Source organism: Amycolatopsis eburnea, from assembly GCF_003937945.1.
GTDB classification, from domain to species: Bacteria; Actinomycetota; Actinomycetes; order Mycobacteriales; family Pseudonocardiaceae; genus Amycolatopsis; species Amycolatopsis eburnea.
This window is the reverse complement of the sequence record NZ_RSEC01000032.1, coordinates 109,140-128,862: the sequence shown is the minus strand read 5'-3', so window position 1 is coordinate 128,862 and position 19,723 is coordinate 109,140. Positions and strand designations below refer to the sequence as shown.

The window sequence follows — 19,723 nt, the reverse complement described above, 5'->3', positions numbered from 1 at the left end:
AGGGGCCGCACTTTCACGTGAAAGTGCGGCCTGGGGCGTCAGGAGTCCTTGAGGGGGAAGCCGCCGCCGATGCCGCGCCAGGCGAGGTTGGCCGTCAGGGCCACCGCTTCCTCGCGGCTCATCGACTGGTGGTGCTGCAGCCAGAACCGGGCGCTGACCTGGCTCATCCCGACCAGCCCCACGGCCAGCAGGCGGGCCTTGTCCTCGTCCAGGCCCGCGTCCGCGGTGATCGTCTCCGTGATCGCGTCGACGCTCGCCGACGTCGCCCGGTCGACCGCTTCCTGGACCGCCGGCTCGCCGCGCAGGTCGGACTCGAACACCATCCGGAACGCGCCCGCGTCGTTGCTGACGAAGTCGAAGAACGCGCCGACCGTCGCCGGGACGCGCTGGCGGTTCTCCGTGGTGGAGTCCAGCGCCGTCTGCACGCGCTTCACCAGCTCGTCGACGTGGCTCTCCAGCAGCGCGATGTACAGGTCGAGCTTGCCGGGGAAGTGCTGGTAGAGGACCGGCTTGCTGACACCGGCCACTTCGGCGATCTCGTCCATCGCGGCGGCGTGGTAACCGTTCTCGGCGAAGACCCGCTGCGCCGCGGCGAGGAGCTGGGCCCGGCGCTCCGTCCGGGGCAGCCGCACCCCGCGCTGCTGCAGCCGCGTCATCTCCGTCATGCTCATCCTCCCGTCTTCACACCTTCGACGGGCGGGGTCGCCACCGCGTGAAGTCGTCCTGAAGATTACTCGCCGGTATGTATGCCGTGCCACGGGTCGGGCATCCTGGATCCGTGAACACCGCCGCGACCGCACGGACGCCGCTGACGCACGTGCCCCTGTCGACCAGGGAGTTGCCGTCCCTCGAACCGCTGAAACCGCCGTGGCCGGCAGCGTTCGAAGAGGTCGGCACCGCGCGGCTGCACGTCCGCCGCACGCCGGGCCCCGATGGCACGCCCGCGGTCTACGTGCACGGGCTCGGCGGCTCGTCGACGAACTGGACCGACCTGGCCGCGCTGCTCGCGCCGGTCGCCGGCGGCACCGCGCCCGACCTGCCCGGGTTCGGCTACTCCGAGCCGGAAGCGGGCTTCGACTTCACCCTCGACGCGCACGCCGACGTCGTCGCGACGCACATCGAGTCGGTCGGGGCGCCGGTGCACCTGTTCGGCAATTCGATGGGCGGGGCGATCGCGCTGCTCGTCGCCGCCCGGCGCCCGGAGCTGGTCAAGACGCTCACGCTGATCTCGCCGGCGGTGCCCGACCGGCGTCCCGACCTGCGGCGGCTTTCGGACCCGCGGATGGCGCTCGCCTACCTGCCGCTGGTCGGCGCGCGCGTGCGGGCCCAGCTGGCCGCGCTCGGGCCGCGGGAACGCGCCGCGCAGGTCATCAAGCTCTGCTTCGCGGACCCGGCGCGGTTCCCGGAAAGCCGGCTCGACGAGCTGACCGAGGAGCACGGCGCTCGCGCGGGCTTCGCCTGGGCGGCGCCCGCGATGGCCCGCAGCACGTTCGCCATCTTCCGGGCGTGGTCGACGCTCGGGAAAGCGTCGCTGTGGTCGGTCGCGCCGCGCGTGCAGGCGCCGACGCTGGTGGTCTGGGGTCGCGAGGACCGCGTCATCTCGGTGAAGCGGGCCGTGCGGACGGCACGGGCGATCCCGCGGGCCCGGTTGCTGGTGCTGCCGCGGACCGGTCACGTGGCGCAGATGGAACGTCCGGTGGTCGTCGCGAAGGCCGTTCTGGGCATGTGGGAGCACGTCGAAGCCGGTACCTGGTAGTCCGATCGAGTGACAACAAACCCCTGCGTGGTCAGCCAGTCGCCGATAACGGTTCGGTGGCGCTGTGGCACCCTGGTGCGGTGGACCGGGTGAAGCAGGACGCGCGAGGCGACGATCGGCGCGCGCCCCACCGCGCGTCGGCGCGCCGTACCCCGGAGCCCGAGGAGCCGCCGCGCACCGGGCAGTACCGCCCGTCGTCGAAGGCGCCCGCGCAGCGCGTCACCGAGGACCGCTACCGCCCGGGCGGGCGGCGGACCAGCGCCGAGCCGTTGAGCGCGTCGTGGAAGCCCCACGGCGAGACGCCGCGGGTGCCGAAGGAACCGCCGCCGAAGTCCGGGCTCGCGAAGCTCACCAAGACCTACGGCTGGCGTGTCTACGCCCTGCCGATCCTCGTCGTGCTGACCGTGCTCGTCGTGGTCAACACCGCCAACAGCCCGGCCCAGCCGATCGCCGAGCAGAGCGCCCCGCCCGGCGTCGAGTCCGCGGGCGGCGACGCGGCGGGCGGCGCCATCGACGGCGACGGCGAGCAGGGCATCCCGGAGAACCCGGCCAAGCCGGTCGACCTCAAGGTGCCGACGGCGGACCTGCCGAACGGCAGCCCGTTCACGCAGGCGGGCAAGGGCAGCTGGCACGTCGTCCCCGGCAGTGGCCCCAAGATCGGCACCGGGAAGCTGTACACCTACACGATCGAGGTCGAGGACGGCATCGACGCGTCGAGCTACGCCGGCGACGACGCCTTCGCGGCCGCGGTCCAGGGCACGCTGTCCGATCCCAAGAGCTGGACGTGGGACGGCAAGATCGCGCTCCAGCGCGTCGACGCCAACTTCCCGAACCCGTCGTTCCGCGTGAGCCTCACCACGCCCGAGACGACGCACCGCGCCGACGCGTGCGGCTTCCAGATCACCTTCGAGGCGTCCTGCTACCGCAAGAGCCTGGGCCGGGTGCTGATCAACCTGGCCCGCTGGGTGCGCGGCGCGAAGGCGTTCAACGCGGACATGACCGGGTACCGACAGTACGCCATCAACCACGAGGTCGGGCACGCGCTGGGCAACCAGCACGTCGGCTGCGGCGGCAACGGCCAGCCCGCGCCGGTGATGATGCAGCAGTCGTTCGGCGTCTCCGACGACTACGTCTCGATGCTCAACGACATCCCCGGCGGCGACAAGGGCAAGGTCGCCAAGGACGGCCGCGTCTGCGTCCCCAACGCCTGGCCGAATCCCACTCCGTAAGACCTTCCCAGTATGTGGCATGGGGGAAGGTCTGTTTGCCAGCGCGTGTTGTGCATAGTGGGATGGACGCGAACCGCGCGCGAGATGGAGGACCCATGTCAGCACTGCCGCCGCTCGTCGAGCCGGCTGCCGAGCTCACCAAGGAAGAGGTGGCCAGGTACAGCCGTCACCTGATCATTCCGGACGTCGGGGTGACCGGGCAGAAGCGGCTGAAGAACGCCAAGGTCCTGGTCATCGGCGCCGGCGGCCTCGGCAGCCCCGCGCTGCTCTACCTGGCCGCGGCCGGCGTCGGCACCCTCGGCATCGTCGACTTCGACGTCGTCGACGAGTCGAACCTGCAGCGCCAGGTCATCCACGGCCAGTCCGACGTCGGCAAGCTCAAGGCCGCGTCCGCCCAGGAGTCGATCGCCGAGATCAACCCGCTGGTCAAGGTGCACCTGCACACCGACCGGCTGGACTCGTCGAACGCGCTGGAGATCTTCGAGCAGTACGACCTGATCGTCGACGGCACCGACAACTTCGCCACGCGCTACCTGGTGAACGACGCCGCCGTGCTGCTGGGCAAGCCGTACGTGTGGGGCTCGATCTTCCGGTTCGAGGGCCAGGTCAGCGTGTTCTGGGAGGACGCGCCGAACGGCAAGGGCCTCAACTACCGCGACCTCTACCCGGAGCCGCCGCCCCCGGGCATGGTCCCCTCCTGCGCCGAAGGTGGCGTGCTGGGCGTGCTCTGCGCGTCCATCGGCTCGATCATGGTGACCGAGGCGATCAAGCTCATCACCGGCATCGGCGAGCCGCTGCTCGGGCGCCTGATCAGCTACGACGCGCTGGAAATGAAGTACCGCGAGGTCAAGATCCGCAAGGACCCGGACACCCCGAAGATCACCGAGCTGATCGACTACGAGGCGTTCTGCGGTGTCGTTTCGGACGAGGCCGCGCAGGCCGCGTCGGGCAGCACGATCACCCCGGCGGAGCTCAAGGCCAAGTTCGACAACGGCGAGAACTTCGCCCTGATCGACGTCCGCGAGCAGCACGAGTACGAGATCGTCAACATCAAGGGCGCGACGCTGATCCCGAAGGACCGCATCCTCTCGGGCGAGGCGCTGGCGGAGCTGCCGCAGGACAAGCCGATCGTCCTGCACTGCAAGTCGGGCGCCCGGTCGGCGGAGGCCCTCGCGGCCCTGCACGCGGCCGGCTTCAAGGACGCGACGCACCTCGGCGGTGGCGTGCTGGCCTGGGCGAAGCAGATCGACCCGAGCCTGCCGACCTACTAGCCGTTCTGCCGTTAAGGCCACCTTACGGGCGTCTGACGCCCGTAAGGTGGCCTTAACGGCATTTCGGGCAGGCCGCAAAACACTGTGTGACCAGCGCGTCTTCTCGAACGTGGAACACCCGGCCGGGTAACGTCACGACCCGTGCGGTCAACCCTCGAACGCCCTCCGGCGCACGTCTGCTCGGCCTTCGGCGGCCTTGACGACGGCTGCGAACCGCTGCCGGGCTCGACGGCGTGGCGTTGCGGCGACCTCGTGCTCAAGCCGGTCACCGACAAGGCGAAGACGCTGTGGACCGCCCGCGCCCTCGACTACATCGCCGAGCCGGGCCTGCGCGTCGCGAAGCCGGTGGGCTCCAGCGACGGCCGCTGGATCGTCGGCGGCTGGACGGCGTCGCGTTTCGTGGCGGGGACGCCCGGCCACCGCGGCGACGAGTCGGTACTGGCGGCGGTGAAGCTCCACCGCGCGACGCTGGGCCTGCCCCGGCCGGACTTCCTGGCCGCCCGCCGCGACATCGACGCGATCGCCGACCGGGTGGCCTGGGCGGAACTCGAAGTCCCGCTGGAGGAGACGAAGGGCGGCCGCTGGTTCGAGGTGCTGGCCGGTGCCCGCCGCCCGATCCGCCTGCCGTCCCAGGTGGCGCACGGCGAGCTGCTGGCGGGCCTGCTCTTCGACGGCGACGCGGCCCCGGGCCTGGTGGACTTCGTCCCGTACTACCGCCCCGGCGAGTACGGCGCGGCGATCGTCGCGGTGGACGCGCTGGCGTGGGGCGGCGCGACGCGGGAGCTGCTCGAGCGGTGGGCGCACCTGCCGGAGTGGCCGCAGCTGCTGTTGCGCGCGGTGTTGTTCCGCCTGGCGTCGAACGCGTTGAACCCGAGGTCGACGCAGGCGTCGCTGGACGGCCTGCGAGTGGCGGCGCGCGAGGTGTCCGGCGTCTTGTGACCGAGGTCGCAAGATCGCGCGTCACGGCCGGCGATGCGGCGCTGACCTCCCGACTCCCGGTCCGTGGACGCGGATCTCACCGGCCGGGCGGTGGAAACACCGCCGCAATGTCAACTGCCTGAAACATTCGGTCGAATCCGGTTAACACGGCCTCCTTAGCGTCAGGGGCATCCCCGAAGCGCCGAGGAGGTGCCCGTGCCGCAGGTCGACACCCACTGCCCCTACTGCGCGCTGCAGTGCGGGATGAGCCTCGAAGGCACCCGCGTCACGCCGCGGGACTTCCCGGTCAACGCCGGTGGCCTGTGCCAGAAGGGCTGGACCTCCGGCAGCCTCCTCACGAGCCCGAAGCGCCTCACCACCCCGATGATCCGCGTCGACGGCGCGCTCGAGCCCGTCAGCTGGGACTTCGCCCTCGACTTCGTCGCCCGCAGGCTGCAGGCGATCCAGCGGGAAAGCGGCCCGGACGGCGTCGCGATCTTCGGCGGCGGGGGACTCACCAACGAGAAGGCCTACCTGCTCGGCAAGTTCGCCCGCGTCGCGCTCGGCACCTCGCAGATCGACTACAACGGCCGGTTCTGCATGTCCTCGGCCGCCGCCGCCGGGATCAAGGCGTTCGGGGCCGATCGCGGGATGCCGTTCCCCGTCACCGATCTGAAGCGGGCCGACGTCGTGCTGCTCGCCGGCGCGAACCCGGCCGAGACGATGCCGCCGTTCACCCAGCACGTGCGGGGGAGCGACCTCATCGTCGTCGACCCGCGGCGGACGCCGACCGCCGAGCTGGCGAGCCTGCACCTCGCACCCGCGCCCGGCACCGATCTCGCGCTGGCGCTGGGGATCCTGCACGCCGTCGTCGAAGGCGGGCACCTCGACAAGTCCTATGTGGACGAACGCACGAGCGGGTTCGAAGACGTGTGGCGGATCGTCGCCTCCTGGTGGCCGGAACGCGCCGAGCGCGTCACCGGGGTCTCGGCCGCCGACATGCGCCTCGCCGCGGAGAAGCTCGCCGGTGCCCGCAACGCCTACATCCTCACCGCGCGCGGCACCGAGCAGCACGCCACCGGCACCGCGACCGTCGGCGCCTGGATCAACCTCGCGCTTTCGCTCGGCCTGCCGGGCCGGGCGGGCTCCGGCTACGGCTGCCTCACCGGCCAGGGCAACGGCCAGGGCGGCCGCGAGCACGGCCAGAAGGCCGACCAGCTGCCCGGCTACCGCAAGCTCGACGACCCGGCCGCCCGCGAGTACGTCGCCGGCGTGTGGGGTGTCGAACCGGACAGCCTGCCCGGCCCGGGCCGCTCGGCCTCCGAGCTGCTCGAAGCGCTCGGCCAGGAAGACGGCCCGAAGGCGCTGATGGTCTTCGGCAGCAACGTCGTCGTCTCCGCGCCGCGCTCGCAGCGTGTCCAAGATCGACTGTCCGAACTGGACTTCCTGGTCGTCGCCGACTTCGTGCTGTCGGAGACCGCCGCGCTGGCCGACGTCGTCCTGCCGGTCACGCAGTGGGCCGAAGAGCACGGCACGCTCACCAACCTGGAAGGCCGGGTCCTGCTGCGCCGCAAGGCACTCGACCCGCCACCCGGCGTCCGGTCCGACTTGGACGTCCTGAATGGACTCGCGAAACGCCTGGGGCAGCCGGAAGACCGGTTCCCGGCCGACGCCGAGACCGTGTTCGAGGAGCTGCGGATCGCGTCCAAGGGCGGGATCGCCGACTACTCCGGCGTCAGCTACGACCGGCTGCGCGCCGGCGAGGCGCTGCACTGGCCGGTGCCGGACGAGAGCCACCCCGGCACGCCGCGGATGTTCCTCGACGCCTTCGCCCACCCGGACGGCCGCGCGCGGTTCGTGCCGGTCGAGCACACCGGCCCGGCCGAGCTGCCCGACGAGGAGTTCCCGTTGCAGGCCACCACGGGACGCGTGTTGCAGCACTACCAATCGGGCGCGCAGACGCGGCTGATCGACGAACTGAACGACGTCGTGCCGGAAGCGTTCGTCGAAGTGCACCCGGACACCGCCAAGCGCGCGGGTCTCGAAGAAGGCGATCCGGCGAAGGTCCGGTCCCGGCGCGGCGAGACCGTCGCCAAGGTCCGGTTCGTGCAAAGCCTCCAGCCCGACGTCGTCTTCCTGCCGTTCCACTTCCCCGGTGAGCAGCGCGCGAACCTGTTCACCAACCCGGCGCTCGACCCGGTCAGCCGGATGCCGGAGTTCAAGGTGTGTGCCGTGTCCTTGTCTACTGTGGATGGTGCCGCATGAGTCCCCGTGAAGTCGTCATCGTCGGTTACGGCATGGCCGGTGCCCGGCTGGCCGACGAGATCCGCCGCCGCGACCCCATCGCCGAACGCGTCCGCCTGACCGTGCTCGGCGCCGAAAAGCACGCCGCCTACAACCGTGTCCTCCTGTCGGCCGTCGTCGCCGGCGGGATGAGCGCCGAAAGCGTCCGCCTGCACGACGACGAATGGGCCGCGCGCCACAACATCGACCTGCGGCTCGGCGTCGACGTCGCCCGCATCGACCGGGAGAAGCGCTGCGTCGAACTCGGCGACGGCGCATGCGTGGACTACGACGCCCTGGTCCTCGCGACCGGCGCCAATCCGTGGATCCCGCCCGTCGAAGGCCTCGAAGCCGGGCCGGGCGTGGTGGCCTTCCGCAGCCTCGACGACTGCGCCAAGATCCTCGACGCCGCCCGCTTCGGCGCGCCGGTCGCCGTCCTCGGCGGTGGCCTCCTCGGCCTCGAAGCCGCCCGCGGGCTGGCCGGGCGCGGCAACCAGGTGACCGTCGTGCACCCGCTCGGGCACGTCATGGAACGGCAGCTCGACCCGGCCGCCGGGCACGTGCTCGCCCGCCAGCTCACCGACATGGGTGTGACGTTCAAGTTCGGCGCCACCGCCGCGCGCTACCTGCCCGGCGACGGCCTCAAGCTCGATGACGGCACCCTCGTCCCGGCCGACCTGGTCGTCGTCGCCGCGGGCGTCCGCGCCGAGACGAGCCTGGCCGCCGACGCCGGGCTCGACGTCGACATGGGGATCCTGGTCGACGACACGCTGCGCACCAGCGACGGCCGCATCCACGCGCTCGGCGACTGCGCCCGCCACCCCGGCGCGCCCGCCGGGCTGATCCAGCCCGCGTGGGAGCAGGCCGAAGTCCTCGCCGACGTCCTGACCGGCACGAACGCGGCTGCCCGGTACCGCGGCACGACCGCCGTCACCCGGCTCAAGGCCCGCGGCATCGACCTCGCCGCGCTCGGCGAGACGCAGCTCGAAGCCTCCGAGAGCGGCGCCGAGGTGCTGACCTTCAACGACCCCACCGGTGGGCGGTACGGCAAGCTCGTCGTCCGCGAAAACCGCGTGGCCGGGGCGATCCTGCTCGGGCTGCCCGACGCGGCCGCCACGATCACCCAGTTCCACGACCGCGGCACGCTGCTGCCCGACGACCGGCTCGCCGTCCTGCTGGGCCGCGCGCTGCCCACCGGCAGCACGCCTGCCGCCAGCCCGGCCGACCTGCCCGCCGCGGCGGTGATCTGCCGCTGCAACAACGTCACCAAGGGCCGGCTGATCGAAGCCTGGAAGGCCGGCGCCACCGACACCCCCGCACTGGCGCGGGCCACGCGAGCCACCACCGGCTGCGGCGGGTGCACCGACACCGTCGGCGGCATCGCCACCTGGCTCGCGGCGCAATGACCGACCCGACCCGTCGCAAGGAGAACTCCGTGGCACACCAAGGCAAGCACTGGATCGAGCACTGGGAACCCGAGGACGAAGAGTTCTGGGAGTCCACGGGCAAGCAGGTCGCCCGCCGCAACCTCTGGTTCTCGGTCTTCGCCGAGCACATCGGCTTTTCGATCTGGACACTGTGGTCGGTCATCGTCCTGTTCATGGGCAAGGACTACGGTTTCTCCGCCGCGGACAAGTTCCTGCTCGTCTCGACGCCGACGCTGATCGGCGGCCTGATGCGGCTGCCCTACACCTTCGCCGTGGCGAAGTTCGGCGGTCGCAACTGGACGGTCGTGTCCGCCGCCCTGCTGCTGATCCCGACGATCCTGGCCGCGGTGGTACTGCACCCCGGCACGTCACTCGGCACGTTCCTGCTGGTCGCGGCCCTCGGCGGCGTCGGCGGCGGCAACTTCGCGTCGTCGATGACGAACATCAACACCTTCTACCCGGAGAAGCACAAGGGCTGGGCCCTCGGCCTCAACGCGGGCGGCGGCAACCTCGGCGTCGCCGCGATCCAGCTGGTCGGGCTCCTGGTGATCGGCACGGCGGGGGCGACCGCGCCGCGGATCGTGCTCTACGTCTACATCCCGCTGATCGTCGTCGCCGCGGTGTGCGCGTACTTCTACATGGACAACCTGGCCACCGTGAAGGGCGATACGAAGGCGATGCGCGAGGTCGTCAAGGACCCGCACACCTGGGTGATGTCGTTCCTCTACGTCGGCACGTTCGGCTCGTTCATCGGCTACAGCTTCGCCTTCGGCCTGGTGCTGCAGAACCAGTTCGGCCGCACCCCGCTGCAGGCGGCCGCGGTGACGTTCCTCGGCCCGCTGCTCGGCTCGCTCTCGCGGCCCACCGGCGGCTGGCTGGCAGACCGGATCGGCGGCGGGAAGATCACCTTCTTCACGTTCATCGGGATGGCGCTGGCCACGGTGGTGCTGATCCTCGCGTCGACGTCGAAGTCCCTGGCGCTGTTCACGATCGCCTTCATCGTGCTGTTCGTGCTCACCGGCATCGGCAACGGCTCGACGTACAAGATGATCCCGGCGATCTTCCGCGCCAAGGCGAAGGTGGCGATCTCGAACGGCGCCGAAGAAGCGGCCGAGCTGCTCAAGGCACGCCGCCTGTCCGGCGCGCTGATCGGCCTGGCCGGTGCGATCGGCGCCGAGGGCGGGCTGTTCATCAACCTCGCCTTCCGGCAGTCGTTCGCCGACGCCAAGAGCGGCGTCCCCGCCTTCATCGGCTTCCTCGTCTTCTACGGGCTGTGCTTCGCCGTCACCTGGGCGGTCTACCTGCGCAAGCCCGCCGAACAGCCCACGAGTGAGCGCGGTCTGGCGCTCGCGGGAGCGGAGGTCTGAGATGCCCACCCTGGTCGTCGCCGGACACGGCATGGTCGCCCACCGGCTCGTGGAGGCGGTGCGCGCGGAAGACCCTTCCGGCAACTGGCACATCGTCGTCCTGTCCGAGGAGCCGCGCCCGGCGTACGACCGGGTGGCGCTGACGTCCTACGTGGACACCTGGGACCCGGCTTCGCTGGCGCTCCCGGGTTCGGACTACGCGGATGACTCCTTCGTGGATCTCCGGCTCGGGGAGCTGGCGGTTTCGGTGGACCGGGCCGCGAAGACGGTCACCACGGCGTCCGGCGCCGTCGTCGCCTACGACGCGCTGGTGCTGGCCACGGGCTCGCGGCCGTTCGTGCCGCCGGTGCCGGGCCACGACCTGCCCGGCTGCTTCGTCTACCGGACCATCGAGGACCTCGACGCGATCCGCGCGGCGGCCGTCGACAAGCCGGGCCGCGGGCGTCGCTCGGCCGTCGTGATCGGTGGTGGCCTGCTCGGCCTGGAAGCCGCGAAGGCGTTGCGGGACATGGGACTCTCCCCGCACGTCGTCGAGATGGCGCCGCGGCTGATGCCGTTGCAGGTCGACGAAGGCGGCGGCTCGCTGCTGCGGCGGCTGATCACGAACCTCGACGTGACCGTCCACACGGGAACGTCGACCGACGCCATCGAGGCCGACGGCTCGCGGCTGCTGGCCAAGCTGGGCAACGGCACCGAGCTGGACGTCGACCTGGTCGTGTTCTCCGCCGGCGTCCGGCCGCGCGACGACCTCGCCCGCCAGTCCGGCCTCGAACTGGGCCCGCGCGGCGGTGTCCTGACGGACCTGTCCTGCCGCACCAGCGATCCCTCGATCTACGCCATCGGTGAGTGCGCCGCGGTCGACGGTCGCGTGTACGGCATCGTGGCGCCCGGGTACGCGATGGCCGAGATCGTCGCGGCCCAGCTCACCGGTGGCGCCGGTGAGTTCCCGGAGCCGGACACGTCCACGAAGCTCAAGCTGATGGGCGTCGACGTCGCTTCCTTCGGGGACGCGCACGCGACGACCGAGGGCGCGCTGGAAGTCGCCGTCAACGACGCGGTCGCCGGGACCTACAAGAAGCTCGTGGTCACCGACGACGGCAAGACGCTGCTGGGCGGCGTGCTGGTCGGCGACGCGACCGAGTACAACACCCTGCGCGCGCTGGTCGGCCGTCCGCTGCCGGCCGAGCCGGGCGCGATCCTCGCCCCGGCGGGCGGCGGCGCGGCGGTCGGTGTCGACGCGCTCCCGGACGCGGCGCAGATCTGCTCGTGCAACGCGGTGTCCAAGGGCGCGATCACCCGCGCGATCCACGAAGACGGCTGCGACTCGGTGCCCAAGCTCAAGGCGTGCACCCGCGCCGGCACCGCGTGCGGCTCGTGCGTCCCGCTGCTGGGCAAGCTGCTGAGCGCCGCCGGGGTCGAGCAGTCGAAGGCCGTGTGCGAGCACTTCCCGCAGTCGCGCGCGGAGCTGTTCGAGATCGTCCAGGCCACCAGGATCACCACGTTCAGCGAACTGATCGCCCGGTACGGCACCGGCAGCGGCTGCGCGCTCTGCAAGCCCGCGGTGGCCTCGATCCTGGCCACGCTCGGCAACGGCCACGTGCTCGGCGGCGAGCAGATGACGTTGCAGGACACCAACGACCGCTACCTGGCGAACCTGCAGCGCAACGGCACGTACTCGGTCGTCCCCCGGATCCCCGGCGGCGAGATCACGCCGGACAAGCTGATCGTGATCGGCGAGGTCGCCCGCGACTTCGGGCTGTACACGAAGATCACCGGCGGCCAGCGCATCGACCTGTTCGGGGCCACTGTGGACCAGCTGCCGCAGATCTGGCGCCGGCTGGTCGACGCGGGCTTCGAGTCCGGGCACGCCTACGGCAAGGCGCTGCGCACGGTCAAGTCGTGCGTCGGGTCGACGTGGTGCCGCTACGGCGTGCAGGACAGCGTCGGGCTGGCGATCGAGCTGGAGCTGCGCTACCGCGGGCTGCGTTCGCCGCACAAGCTCAAGTCGGCGGTCTCCGGCTGCGCGCGGGAGTGCGCGGAGGCGCGGAGCAAGGACTTCGGGATCATCGCGACGGAGAACGGCTGGAACCTCTACGTCGGCGGCAACGGCGGCACGACCCCGCGCCACGCCGACCTGCTCGTGTCCGATGTGGACACCGAGACGCTGATCCGGACGATCGACCGGTTCCTCATGTTCTACGTGCGCACCGCCGATCGGCTCCAGCGCACGGCGCCGTGGATCGAAGAGATGGAGGGCGGTCTCGACCACCTGCGCGCGGTGATCGTCGACGACTCCCTCGGCATCTGCGAAGACCTCGACGCGGCGATGGCCAAGCACGTCGACAACTACGCCGACGAGTGGAAGGGCGTCCTGGAGGACCCGGAGAAGCTGGCCCGGTTCACCTCGTTCGTCAACGCGCCGGGCACCCCCGACCCGGCGATCTCGTTCCGCTCGGAGCGCGAGCAGAAAGTGCCCGTGATGCTGGGTGTCCCGGAGGTGCGCCGATGACGACGTCGATCGAACGGACCTGGACGGCGGTCTGCCCCGTCGAAGCCGTGCCGGAGTACGCGGGGGTCGCCGCGTTGCTCGACGGCGTGCAGGTGGCGATCTTCCACCTGCCCGGCGACCGGTGGTACGCACTGTCCAACTGGGACCCGTGCAGCGGCGCGGCGGTGCTGTCCCGCGGCATCGTCGGGGACGCGGGCGGGGTCCCGGTCGTCGCGTCGCCCGTCTACAAGGAACGGTTCGCGCTCGAGAGTGGACAGTGCCTGGACGCCGAGGACGTCTCCGTTCCGGTGTACGAGGTGCGCGTGCGAGAGGGCGTGGTCGAAGTGGAGAGCCCGTGACCGGTGTTCTCCCGCTGACCGGCTTCGTGGTCGGCATCACCGCGGCGCGCCGAGCCGATGAGCTCGGCGCGCTACTGGTGCGCAAGGGGGCCAGCGTGCGCTACGGCCCGGCGATCCGGATCGTGCCCCTGACCGACGACACGGAGCTGCACTCGGCGACGGCGGCGTTGCTGGAGGCACCGGTGGACGCGGTGGTGGCGACTACGGGCATCGGCTTCCGCGGCTGGCTCGAGGCGGCGGAAGGCTGGGGCCTCGGCGACGCGCTGATCTCGCGCCTTTCCGGCTGCGCCCTGCTGGCCCGGGGCCCGAAGGTGACCGGGGCGATCCGGGCGGCCGGGTTGTCCGAGGCGTACTCGCCGGCGTCGGAGAGCAACGCGGAGCTGTTGCAGCACCTGCTGTCCTCGGACGTCACCGGCAAGCGGATCGCGGTGCAGCTGCACGGCGAGCCGCTGCCGTACTTCGTGGAGACGTTGCGGGCCGCGGGCGCGGAGGTCATCGAGATCTCGGTGTACCGCTGGGTCGGCCCGGTGGACCCGGGCCCGGTGGACCGGCTCCTGGACGGGGTGCTGGACGGCGCGATCCACGCGTTGCCGTTCACGAGCGCTCCGGCGGTGGCGTCGCTGCTGGCGCTGGCCCGCCGCACCGGCCGGCTGCCGGGCCTGGTCACGGCGCTGTCGGGCCCGGTGGTGGCGGCCTGCGTCGGCCCGATCACGGCGGGGCCGCTGGCGGCGCTGGGCGTGCCGACGGTCCAGCCGCACCGCGCGCGGATCGGCGCGCTGGCCCGCACGGTGGCGGAGACGCTGGTGACGCGGTCACCCCGGTTCTCCGCGGGCGGCCGGGAAATCGAACTGCGCGGCCAGGCGGCCATTGTGGACGGTGACTGGCGGGAGGTGGCACCGGCACCGATGGCGCTGCTGCGGGCGCTGGCGGCGTCGCCGGGCCGGGTGGTGTCCCGCCGCGAGCTGATCTCGGCGTTGCCGGGCGGCGGCGAGGAGCACGCGGTGGAGACGGCGATCGGCCGCCTGCGGACGTCGCTCGGGGGCGGCAAGGTCGTCCAGACGGTGGTGAAGCGGGGGTACCGGCTGGCCGTGGACGCCTGACCGGCGTGTCAGCGGGCGTGTCAGCGCGGTGGCGATCCGGTGTCAGCGGGCCCGGCGAAGGTGGCTTCACACACCGAAACCGACACACCAGGAGCCCCACGATGCAGAACTTCACCACCCCCGCCCCGATCGCCACCGTCCTCGACATCGCCGCCGGCCGCGTCCGGTTCGTCGCCGCCGAGGCGGGCGAGACCACCGTCGAGATCCTGCCCGCCGACCCGTCGAAGAGCCGGGACGTGAAGGCCGCTTCGCAGGTCGAGGTCGGCTTCTCCGACGGTGTCCTGCGGATCGAGGGCGTCGTCAAGAACCAGTACTTCGGCCCGTCCGGCGCCCTCGACGTGACCGTCGCGCTGCCCGCCGGCTCCGACGTCCAGGCCAAGGCCGCGAGCGTCGAGCTGCGGGGCGTCGGCCGCCTCGGCGACGTCACCGTCGAAGGCGCGCACGGCGGCGTCGTGATCGACGAGGCCGCGAGCGTCCGCCTCACCGCCCACGCCGGCGACGTCTCGGTCGGGCGCCTCACCGGCCCGGCGGAGATCACCACCGGCAAGGGCGACATCCGGATCGCGGAAGCCGTGCGCGGCAACCTGGTCCTGAGCACCCAGGCCGGCGACATCACGGTCGGCGCGGCCACCGGCGTGTCCGCGTCCCTCGACGCCGGCACGACGTACGGCCGGATCCGCAACGCCCTCAAGAACACCGAGGGCACGCCGGGCCTGACCATCCAGGCGACCACCGCGTACGGCGACATCGACGCGTCCAGCCGGTGAGTCCGTGCCGCCAAACGCCCCAATGTGGCGTTGGTTGCGTCCAACGCACCGAACGCCACATTGGGTGCGCTGGACGCACCGAACGCCACATTGGGGCGCTTGGGGCGGACCGAGGACCGGCGTCAGCCGACCCAGGAGACGGCGTGCTTTTCGAACCCCCGCGCCGCCGCGACCCGCGCGGCTTCGGCTTCGGCCTCCTCGCGCAGCGGCGGGCGGAGGGGGTCGAACGCCGTCACCGTGAACGTCAGCTTCGCGCCGCTGCCCTTCGTGCGCCAGGTACCCGCGATGTCGCCGTCCGCGAGGAGGACGCCGGGGTTGCCCAGCATCTTCCAGACCTCCTTGCGGCGCGCGGGATCCGGGACCAGCAGGGTCTTGTCGCGGGCCTGGACGAAGGGGTCCAGCGGGGGCAGCAGCCGCACCGGGTCGGGCTCCGGCGGGTTCTCCAAGGCGGGCAGCTGGGCGGCGGGCAGGTACTTCCGCCGTCCCTCCACCTCGACCTCGGCCAGGTCCGCCGGCCACGTCCGGTCCACGACGGCCTTCGCGGTGCCGACGAACTCCGCCGCCTCGCCCGGGGTCGCCGGGCCGTTGAGCCGCAGGTAGTCCTCGACCAGCTTCGTCGCGGCCGCCGGGTCCGGCGTGCGGCGCATCCGGCCGCGTCCTTCGAGCGGGGCGAGCGTCGCCGGGGAGGCACCCGCGACCAGGCGGACGCCCGCGTGCGGGGCCGCGATGCGCATCAGCTGTTCCTGGATGTGGGTCGCGCCGCACCCCCGGCACCACCGCGAGAACGACGGCGGCAGCGCCTTCGTCACCGCGGTGCTCGCCGCGCCCTTCGTCATCGGCTTGGTGACGACCTTGCGCAACGCGGCCGCCGCCGTGAAGACGACGTCGGCCGCCGCCTGGCCGGTCGCCGCCACTTCCTTGCGCTGCCAGAGCATCCGGGCGAGCGCGTCCGCGTCGTCGAGCGGCACGAGGGCCCGCGTCACCTCGGCGAGGCCGAGGTGGAAGTGCGGCGCGCCGCGCAACGTCCAGGCGAGCACCAGCCGCGGATCGTCCACGAGGGACACCTCGCCGTCCAGCCGGGCCACGAGGGCGAGCAGCGCGGTGTCGCGCATGCTGTCCTGCAGCCCGGCCCGGACGACGGCGAGGTCGGCCAGGTCCCGCGCGGTGCGGTGCAGGCCGTGCTCGGCGATGCGGTAGGCGAGTACCTGGCGGCGGTCCACGTGCGGCTCCTAGAACGTGTACTCGAAGGTGTAGCCGACCTTGTCCTCGCCCAGCGCGCCGCCGGCGGTGCCGGAGCCGGTCAGCCCGGCCAGCCCGCCGGTGCCCGAGCCGGGGACGACGGTGAACGTCGACGCGATGCCCTTGGCGTCGAACGTGTACTCGTGGCGCACGATGAACGTCCCTTCGCGACCGCCGACCTTGCCCTCGAAGCGCTCGAAGCTCGGCGACGTCGTCTCGCCGCTCTCGTAGCCTTCGCCCGCGTAGTACAGCAGAAGGTCGCAGATCGATTCGCCCTCGAGGACGCCTTCGTACGCGAACGAGGCGTGCGCGTAGGCCACCCGCGGGCCGCCCTCGGCGCCGCTGACGATCTTCTCTTCCCAGTTCTTCGTGCTGAATCCGTTCATGGGAGTCACTCTGCCGGGCATACCTGTCAGCTTGTGTCAGGTATTTCTGTCAAAATTCCGGGTATGCGTGCGAGCCGTCTCCTGTCCGTCCTCCTGCTGCTGCAGAACCGCGGCCGGATGACGGCCGAAGAGCTGGCCGAAGAGCTCGAAGTCTCGGTGCGCACGATCTATCGGGACATCGACGCGCTGTCGGCGTCCGGCGTCCCGGTGTACGCCGACCGCGGGCGGACCGGCGGCTACCGGCTGGTCGACGGCTACCGCACCCGGCTCACCGGGATGACCGAGGAAGAGGCGCAGTCGCTGTCGCTGGCCGGGCTGCCGGTGGCCGCCGCCGAGCTGGGCCTCGGGACGGTCCTCGCGGCGGCGCAGCTCAAGCTGTACGCGGCGCTGCCGCCGGAGCTGCGGGACCGGGCGGGGCGCGTCGCCGAGCGGTTCTACCTGGACGTTCCCGGCTGGCACCGGGGGATCGAGAGCCTGCCGACGCTGTCCGCCGTCGCCGACGCCGTGTGGTCGTCGCACCGGATCCGGATCCGCTACGAACGGTGGGGCCAGCGCGTCGTCGAGCGGGACGTCGAGCCGCTGGGGCTGATCCTCAAGGCGGGCAACTGGTACCTCGCGGCGCGGTGCGAAGGGACCGACCGGACGTACCGGATCTCGCGGGTGCTGGCGCTGGAGGACCTCGGCGAGGCGTTCGAGCGGCCGGCCGGGTTCGACCTCGCGCGGTACTGGCAGGAGTGGTCGGAGCAGTTCGAACGCCGGATGTTCCCGCGCGTGGCCGTGGTGCGGCTGTCACCGCGGGCGCAGGCTCTCGTACCGTTCTACGCGGGCGCGGTCGGGGCCCGCGCGCTGCGCTCGGCCCCGGGCGAACCGGACGCGGACGGCTGGCTCACCGTGGAGCTGCCGGTGGAACGGGGCGAACCGGCCATCGGCGAGCTGCTGCGCTTCGGGCCGCACCTGGAGGTCCTCGAACCGGCGGACCTGCGGGCGGAGCTGGCCAAAGCGATCGAAGAGATGGGCGCGAAGTATGGGTGAGCTGACCGGGATCGCCATCGGCGTCACGGCCGAACGCCGGGCCGAGGACTTCATCGCGGCCCTCGAACGCTACGGCGCCGAGGTCCGCCACGCGCCCACGATCACCATCGTCCCGCTGGAATCGGACCCCGCGCTGCGGTCGGCCACCGAGGCGGTCCTGGCCGAGCCGGTCGCCTTCACGGTGGTGACGACGGGCGCGGGCTTCCGCGGCTGGCTCGACGCGGCGGCCGGCTGGGGCCTGCGCGAGCCGCTGCTCGACCGGCTGCGCGCGTCCCGGATCTACGCCCGCGGCCCGAAGGCGGTCGGCGCGGTCCGCGGGGCCGGCCTGCGGGAGGCCTTTTCGGCGGAGTCGGAGTCGAACGCGGAGCTGTTCGGCGCCCTGGCCGCGGCGGGCGTGGCCGGCGCGCGGGTGGCGGTCCAGCTGCACGGGACGCCGCTGCCCGCGCACACGTCGTCGCTGACCGGGGCGTCGCTGGTGGAGGTGCAGCCGTACCGGTGGCATTCCCCGCCGGACGTCCGCCCGGTGCACGAGCTGATCGACGCGGCGATCGCGGGCGAGCTGGGCGCACTGGCGTTCACGAGCGCCCCGGCGGCGGCGAACTTCCTGGCGCTGGCGAGGTCGTACGGGCGGTATGAGGCGCTGGTGGCGGCGTTGCGGGGGCCGGTGGTGGTCGCGTGCGTGGGCCCGGTGACCGCGGCCCCGCTGGAGGAGGCGGGGATCCGGACGGTGCAGCCGGAGCGCCAGCGGCTGGGAGCGCTGGTGAAACTGCTGGTCACGACGTTCGCGGCACCGGCCTAGCGCCCCAATGTGGCCTTGGTTGCGTCAGACGCACCGAAGGCCGCCTTGGGTGCGTCTGACGCACCGAAGGCCACATTGGGGCGCGTCGGTCAGTCGTCCTCGGCCGGGACTTCGCCCGCCTCGGCCGCCCGGACCGCTTCCCGGCCCGCGTCCTCCTCGCTCAGCCCGCGCCGCCAGTAACCCGTGAAGCAGATCGAGCGCTTGTCGACCTCGCGCTCCCGCACCAGGTGCCGCCGCACCAGCTTCACCACACCCGCCTCGCCGGACACCCACGCGTACGGCGTCCCGCCGGGGAACGCCGCCCCGCGCACCGCGCCCAGCAACGCCTCGCCCAGCGGCCGCGAACCGCGCAGCACCCAGTGGACCTCGACCGCGCCGAGCGTGTCGAAGGCCTGCCGGTCCGCCCGGTCCGCCAGCTCGACGTACACCGACGCCCGCGTGCCCGGCGGCAGCTGCTCGACGATCGCGCCGATCGCGGGCAGCGCCGTCTCGTCGCCCACCAGCAGCTGCCAGTCGGTGGCGGGCGGAGGCGCGTACAGGCCGTACGGGCCCATGAACGCCACCCGGTCGCCCGGCCGGACCCGGGACGCCCACGCCGACGCCGGGCCCTCGTCGCCGTGCAGGACGAAGTCGACGTCGACCTCCGCCGCTTCCGGCCGGATCGCGCGGGCCGTGTACGTGCGCATCGGGGGACGGACGTCGTCCGGCATCGCCAGGTACGTGCGGTACCAGGACATGACGTCGGACGCCGTCTCCGGCAGCACCGGCTCGTCCTGCCCGGCGAGCGGGAAGAAGAGCTTGACGTACTGGTCGGGCGCCTGCGGCACCAGCTCGCGGAAGGTCTCCGTGGCGAGCGTCACGCGCACCAGGTGCGGCGACAGCGGCCGGACCGCCGTGACCGAGGCACGGTGGTGGGTCAGAGTGGTGCGCTCCGCCTGCGTCGTCATTAGGCGAGGCTAACCTAAGGGTCGGGTATCAGAACAGCCCTTCCGGACCGGGATCCACGTCACCTCCTTGCTTCCAGCGGTACTTCCGCAGGTCCACGCGCTGACCGTCGGCCAGCACCCCTTCCGCGCGCAGCCGCTCCAGCTGGTCGTGGACCAGGTGCGGCGCCGGGGTGCCGTTCGCGCGCAGGATCCGGTGCCACGGCAGGTCGTGCCCGTCTTCGGCGAGGATGGCGCCCACCATCCGCGGCGAAGGCGCGCCCGCGAGTGCCGCGATGTCGCCGTACGTCGCCACCTTGCCGGCCGGCACCGACGCGATGATCTCCCGCACGCGCTCGTGCAGAACGTCGTCCATACC

18 protein-coding genes are annotated in these 19,723 nt (G+C 72.1%); 13 read left to right on the top strand and 5 right to left on the bottom strand.

Translation table 11 applies throughout. The features are described from left to right. Positions 1–38 precede the first annotated feature (38 nt). A complete protein-coding gene (locus tag EIY87_RS08225; RefSeq protein ID WP_125307066.1) occupies positions 39–665 on the bottom strand; it encodes a TetR/AcrR family transcriptional regulator in 627 nt (208 codons plus the stop codon). Between the two features lie 77 nt (positions 666–742). Here EIY87_RS08225 and EIY87_RS08220 point away from each other — a divergent pair, with 77 nt between their 5' ends. The 11 genes from EIY87_RS08220 (at position 743) to EIY87_RS08170 (ending at position 14,965) form a co-directional block, all read left to right on the top strand. Beyond that, on the top strand, positions 743–1,756 hold the full coding sequence (locus EIY87_RS08220) for an alpha/beta fold hydrolase (protein ID WP_404800022.1): 1,014 nt from the start codon (positions 743–745) through the stop codon (positions 1,754–1,756). Between the two features lie 80 nt (positions 1,757–1,836). Further along, the gene (locus tag EIY87_RS08215; protein WP_125307064.1) at positions 1,837–2,985 is read left to right on the top strand and encodes a DUF3152 domain-containing protein; all 1,149 of its coding nucleotides are present in this window, start codon (positions 1,837–1,839) and stop codon (positions 2,983–2,985) included. Between the two features lie 95 nt (positions 2,986–3,080). Beyond that, entirely contained in the window at positions 3,081–4,256 is a 1,176-nt protein-coding gene (gene moeZ / locus EIY87_RS08210; RefSeq protein WP_125307063.1) for an adenylyltransferase/sulfurtransferase MoeZ, read from the top strand. 141 nt (positions 4,257–4,397) lie between these two features. Continuing rightward, positions 4,398–5,195 carry a TIGR02569 family protein gene (locus EIY87_RS08205; RefSeq protein ID WP_125307062.1) on the top strand — a complete coding sequence of 266 codons (798 nt, stop codon included), beginning with the start codon at positions 4,398–4,400 and terminating at the stop codon, positions 5,193–5,195. 195 nt (positions 5,196–5,390) lie between these two features. Continuing rightward, entirely contained in the window at positions 5,391–7,439 is a 2,049-nt protein-coding gene (locus EIY87_RS08200) for a molybdopterin oxidoreductase family protein (protein ID WP_125307061.1), read from the top strand. Next, complete coding sequence (locus EIY87_RS08195; protein ID WP_125307060.1) at positions 7,436–8,863, top strand: FAD-dependent oxidoreductase; 1,428 nt, start codon at positions 7,436–7,438, stop codon at positions 8,861–8,863. Before EIY87_RS08200 ends, EIY87_RS08195 begins: the two co-directional genes overlap by 4 nt. Further along, positions 8,860–10,251 (top strand): nitrate/nitrite transporter, encoded by a 1,392-nt coding sequence (locus EIY87_RS08190; protein ID WP_125307059.1) that lies wholly within the window; start codon positions 8,860–8,862, stop codon positions 10,249–10,251. Before EIY87_RS08195 ends, EIY87_RS08190 begins: the two co-directional genes overlap by 4 nt. Before the next feature lies 1 nt (position 10,252). Continuing rightward, complete coding sequence (gene nirB / locus EIY87_RS08185; protein ID WP_125307058.1) at positions 10,253–12,760, top strand: nitrite reductase large subunit NirB; 2,508 nt, start codon at positions 10,253–10,255, stop codon at positions 12,758–12,760. Beyond that, a complete protein-coding gene (gene nirD, locus EIY87_RS08180) occupies positions 12,757–13,098 on the top strand; it encodes a nitrite reductase small subunit NirD (RefSeq protein WP_125307057.1) in 342 nt (113 codons plus the stop codon). Before nirB ends, nirD begins: the two co-directional genes overlap by 4 nt. Then, complete coding sequence (locus EIY87_RS08175) at positions 13,095–14,198, top strand: uroporphyrinogen-III synthase (protein WP_125307056.1); 1,104 nt, start codon at positions 13,095–13,097, stop codon at positions 14,196–14,198. The genes nirD and EIY87_RS08175 overlap by 4 nt, the downstream gene beginning before the upstream one ends. Positions 14,199–14,299: 101 nt before the next feature. Further along, positions 14,300–14,965 carry a DUF4097 family beta strand repeat-containing protein gene (locus EIY87_RS08170; RefSeq protein WP_125307055.1) on the top strand — a complete coding sequence of 222 codons (666 nt, stop codon included), beginning with the start codon at positions 14,300–14,302 and terminating at the stop codon, positions 14,963–14,965. Between the two features lie 122 nt (positions 14,966–15,087). Here EIY87_RS08170 and EIY87_RS08165 read toward each other — a convergent pair whose 3' ends face one another. Then, positions 15,088–16,185: a DNA glycosylase AlkZ-like family protein gene (locus tag EIY87_RS08165; protein ID WP_125307054.1), complete on the bottom strand. Its 1,098-nt coding sequence runs from the start codon at positions 16,183–16,185 to the stop codon at positions 15,088–15,090. Positions 16,186–16,194: 9 nt separating this feature from the next. Next, positions 16,195–16,590: a DUF3224 domain-containing protein gene (locus tag EIY87_RS08160; RefSeq protein ID WP_191984010.1), complete on the bottom strand. Its 396-nt coding sequence runs from the start codon at positions 16,588–16,590 to the stop codon at positions 16,195–16,197. 63 nt (positions 16,591–16,653) lie between these two features. On the opposite strand from EIY87_RS08160, the gene EIY87_RS08155 reads away from it, so the two are divergent. Together EIY87_RS08155 and EIY87_RS08150 are read left to right on the top strand one after the other, a co-directional pair. Continuing rightward, complete coding sequence (locus EIY87_RS08155) at positions 16,654–17,622, top strand: helix-turn-helix transcriptional regulator (RefSeq protein WP_125307053.1); 969 nt, start codon at positions 16,654–16,656, stop codon at positions 17,620–17,622. Then, on the top strand, positions 17,615–18,421 hold the full coding sequence (locus EIY87_RS08150; protein ID WP_125307052.1) for a uroporphyrinogen-III synthase: 807 nt from the start codon (positions 17,615–17,617) through the stop codon (positions 18,419–18,421). Before EIY87_RS08155 ends, EIY87_RS08150 begins: the two co-directional genes overlap by 8 nt. A gap of 89 nt (positions 18,422–18,510) precedes the next feature. On the opposite strand, the gene EIY87_RS08145 is transcribed toward EIY87_RS08150, so the two are convergent. After that, positions 18,511–19,368, bottom strand: coding sequence for a siderophore-interacting protein (locus EIY87_RS08145; protein WP_125307051.1), 858 nt, complete (start codon positions 19,366–19,368; stop codon positions 18,511–18,513). Between the two features lie 28 nt (positions 19,369–19,396). Next, positions 19,397–19,720 (bottom strand): MGMT family protein, encoded by a 324-nt coding sequence (locus EIY87_RS08140; protein ID WP_125307050.1) that lies wholly within the window; start codon positions 19,718–19,720, stop codon positions 19,397–19,399. Positions 19,721–19,723: the final 3 nt, after the last annotated feature.

What these genes read in the sequence shown, in the direction of transcription:
- EIY87_RS08195 (WP_125307060.1), top strand. Translation starts at nt 7,436, where the DNA reads ATGAGTCCCCGTGAAGTCGTCATCGTCGGTTACGGCATGGCCGGTGCC.
- EIY87_RS08160 (WP_191984010.1), bottom strand. Translation starts at nt 16,590, where the DNA reads ATGAACGGATTCAGCACGAAGAACTGGGAAGAGAAGATCGTCAGCGGC.
- nirB (WP_125307058.1), top strand. Translation starts at nt 10,253, where the DNA reads ATGCCCACCCTGGTCGTCGCCGGACACGGCATGGTCGCCCACCGGCTC.
- EIY87_RS08220 (WP_404800022.1), top strand. Translation starts at nt 743, where the DNA reads ATGTATGCCGTGCCACGGGTCGGGCATCCTGGATCCGTGAACACCGCC.
- nirD (WP_125307057.1), top strand. Translation starts at nt 12,757, where the DNA reads ATGACGACGTCGATCGAACGGACCTGGACGGCGGTCTGCCCCGTCGAA.
- EIY87_RS08140 (WP_125307050.1), bottom strand. Translation starts at nt 19,720, where the DNA reads ATGGACGACGTTCTGCACGAGCGCGTGCGGGAGATCATCGCGTCGGTG.
- EIY87_RS08190 (WP_125307059.1), top strand. Translation starts at nt 8,860, where the DNA reads ATGACCGACCCGACCCGTCGCAAGGAGAACTCCGTGGCACACCAAGGC.
- EIY87_RS08170 (WP_125307055.1), top strand. Translation starts at nt 14,300, where the DNA reads ATGCAGAACTTCACCACCCCCGCCCCGATCGCCACCGTCCTCGACATC.
- EIY87_RS08145 (WP_125307051.1), bottom strand. Translation starts at nt 19,368, where the DNA reads ATGACGACGCAGGCGGAGCGCACCACTCTGACCCACCACCGTGCCTCG.
- EIY87_RS08225 (WP_125307066.1), bottom strand. Translation starts at nt 665, where the DNA reads ATGACGGAGATGACGCGGCTGCAGCAGCGCGGGGTGCGGCTGCCCCGG.
- EIY87_RS08150 (WP_125307052.1), top strand. Translation starts at nt 17,615, where the DNA reads ATGGGTGAGCTGACCGGGATCGCCATCGGCGTCACGGCCGAACGCCGG.
- EIY87_RS08155 (WP_125307053.1), top strand. Translation starts at nt 16,654, where the DNA reads ATGCGTGCGAGCCGTCTCCTGTCCGTCCTCCTGCTGCTGCAGAACCGC.
- moeZ (WP_125307063.1), top strand. Translation starts at nt 3,081, where the DNA reads ATGTCAGCACTGCCGCCGCTCGTCGAGCCGGCTGCCGAGCTCACCAAG.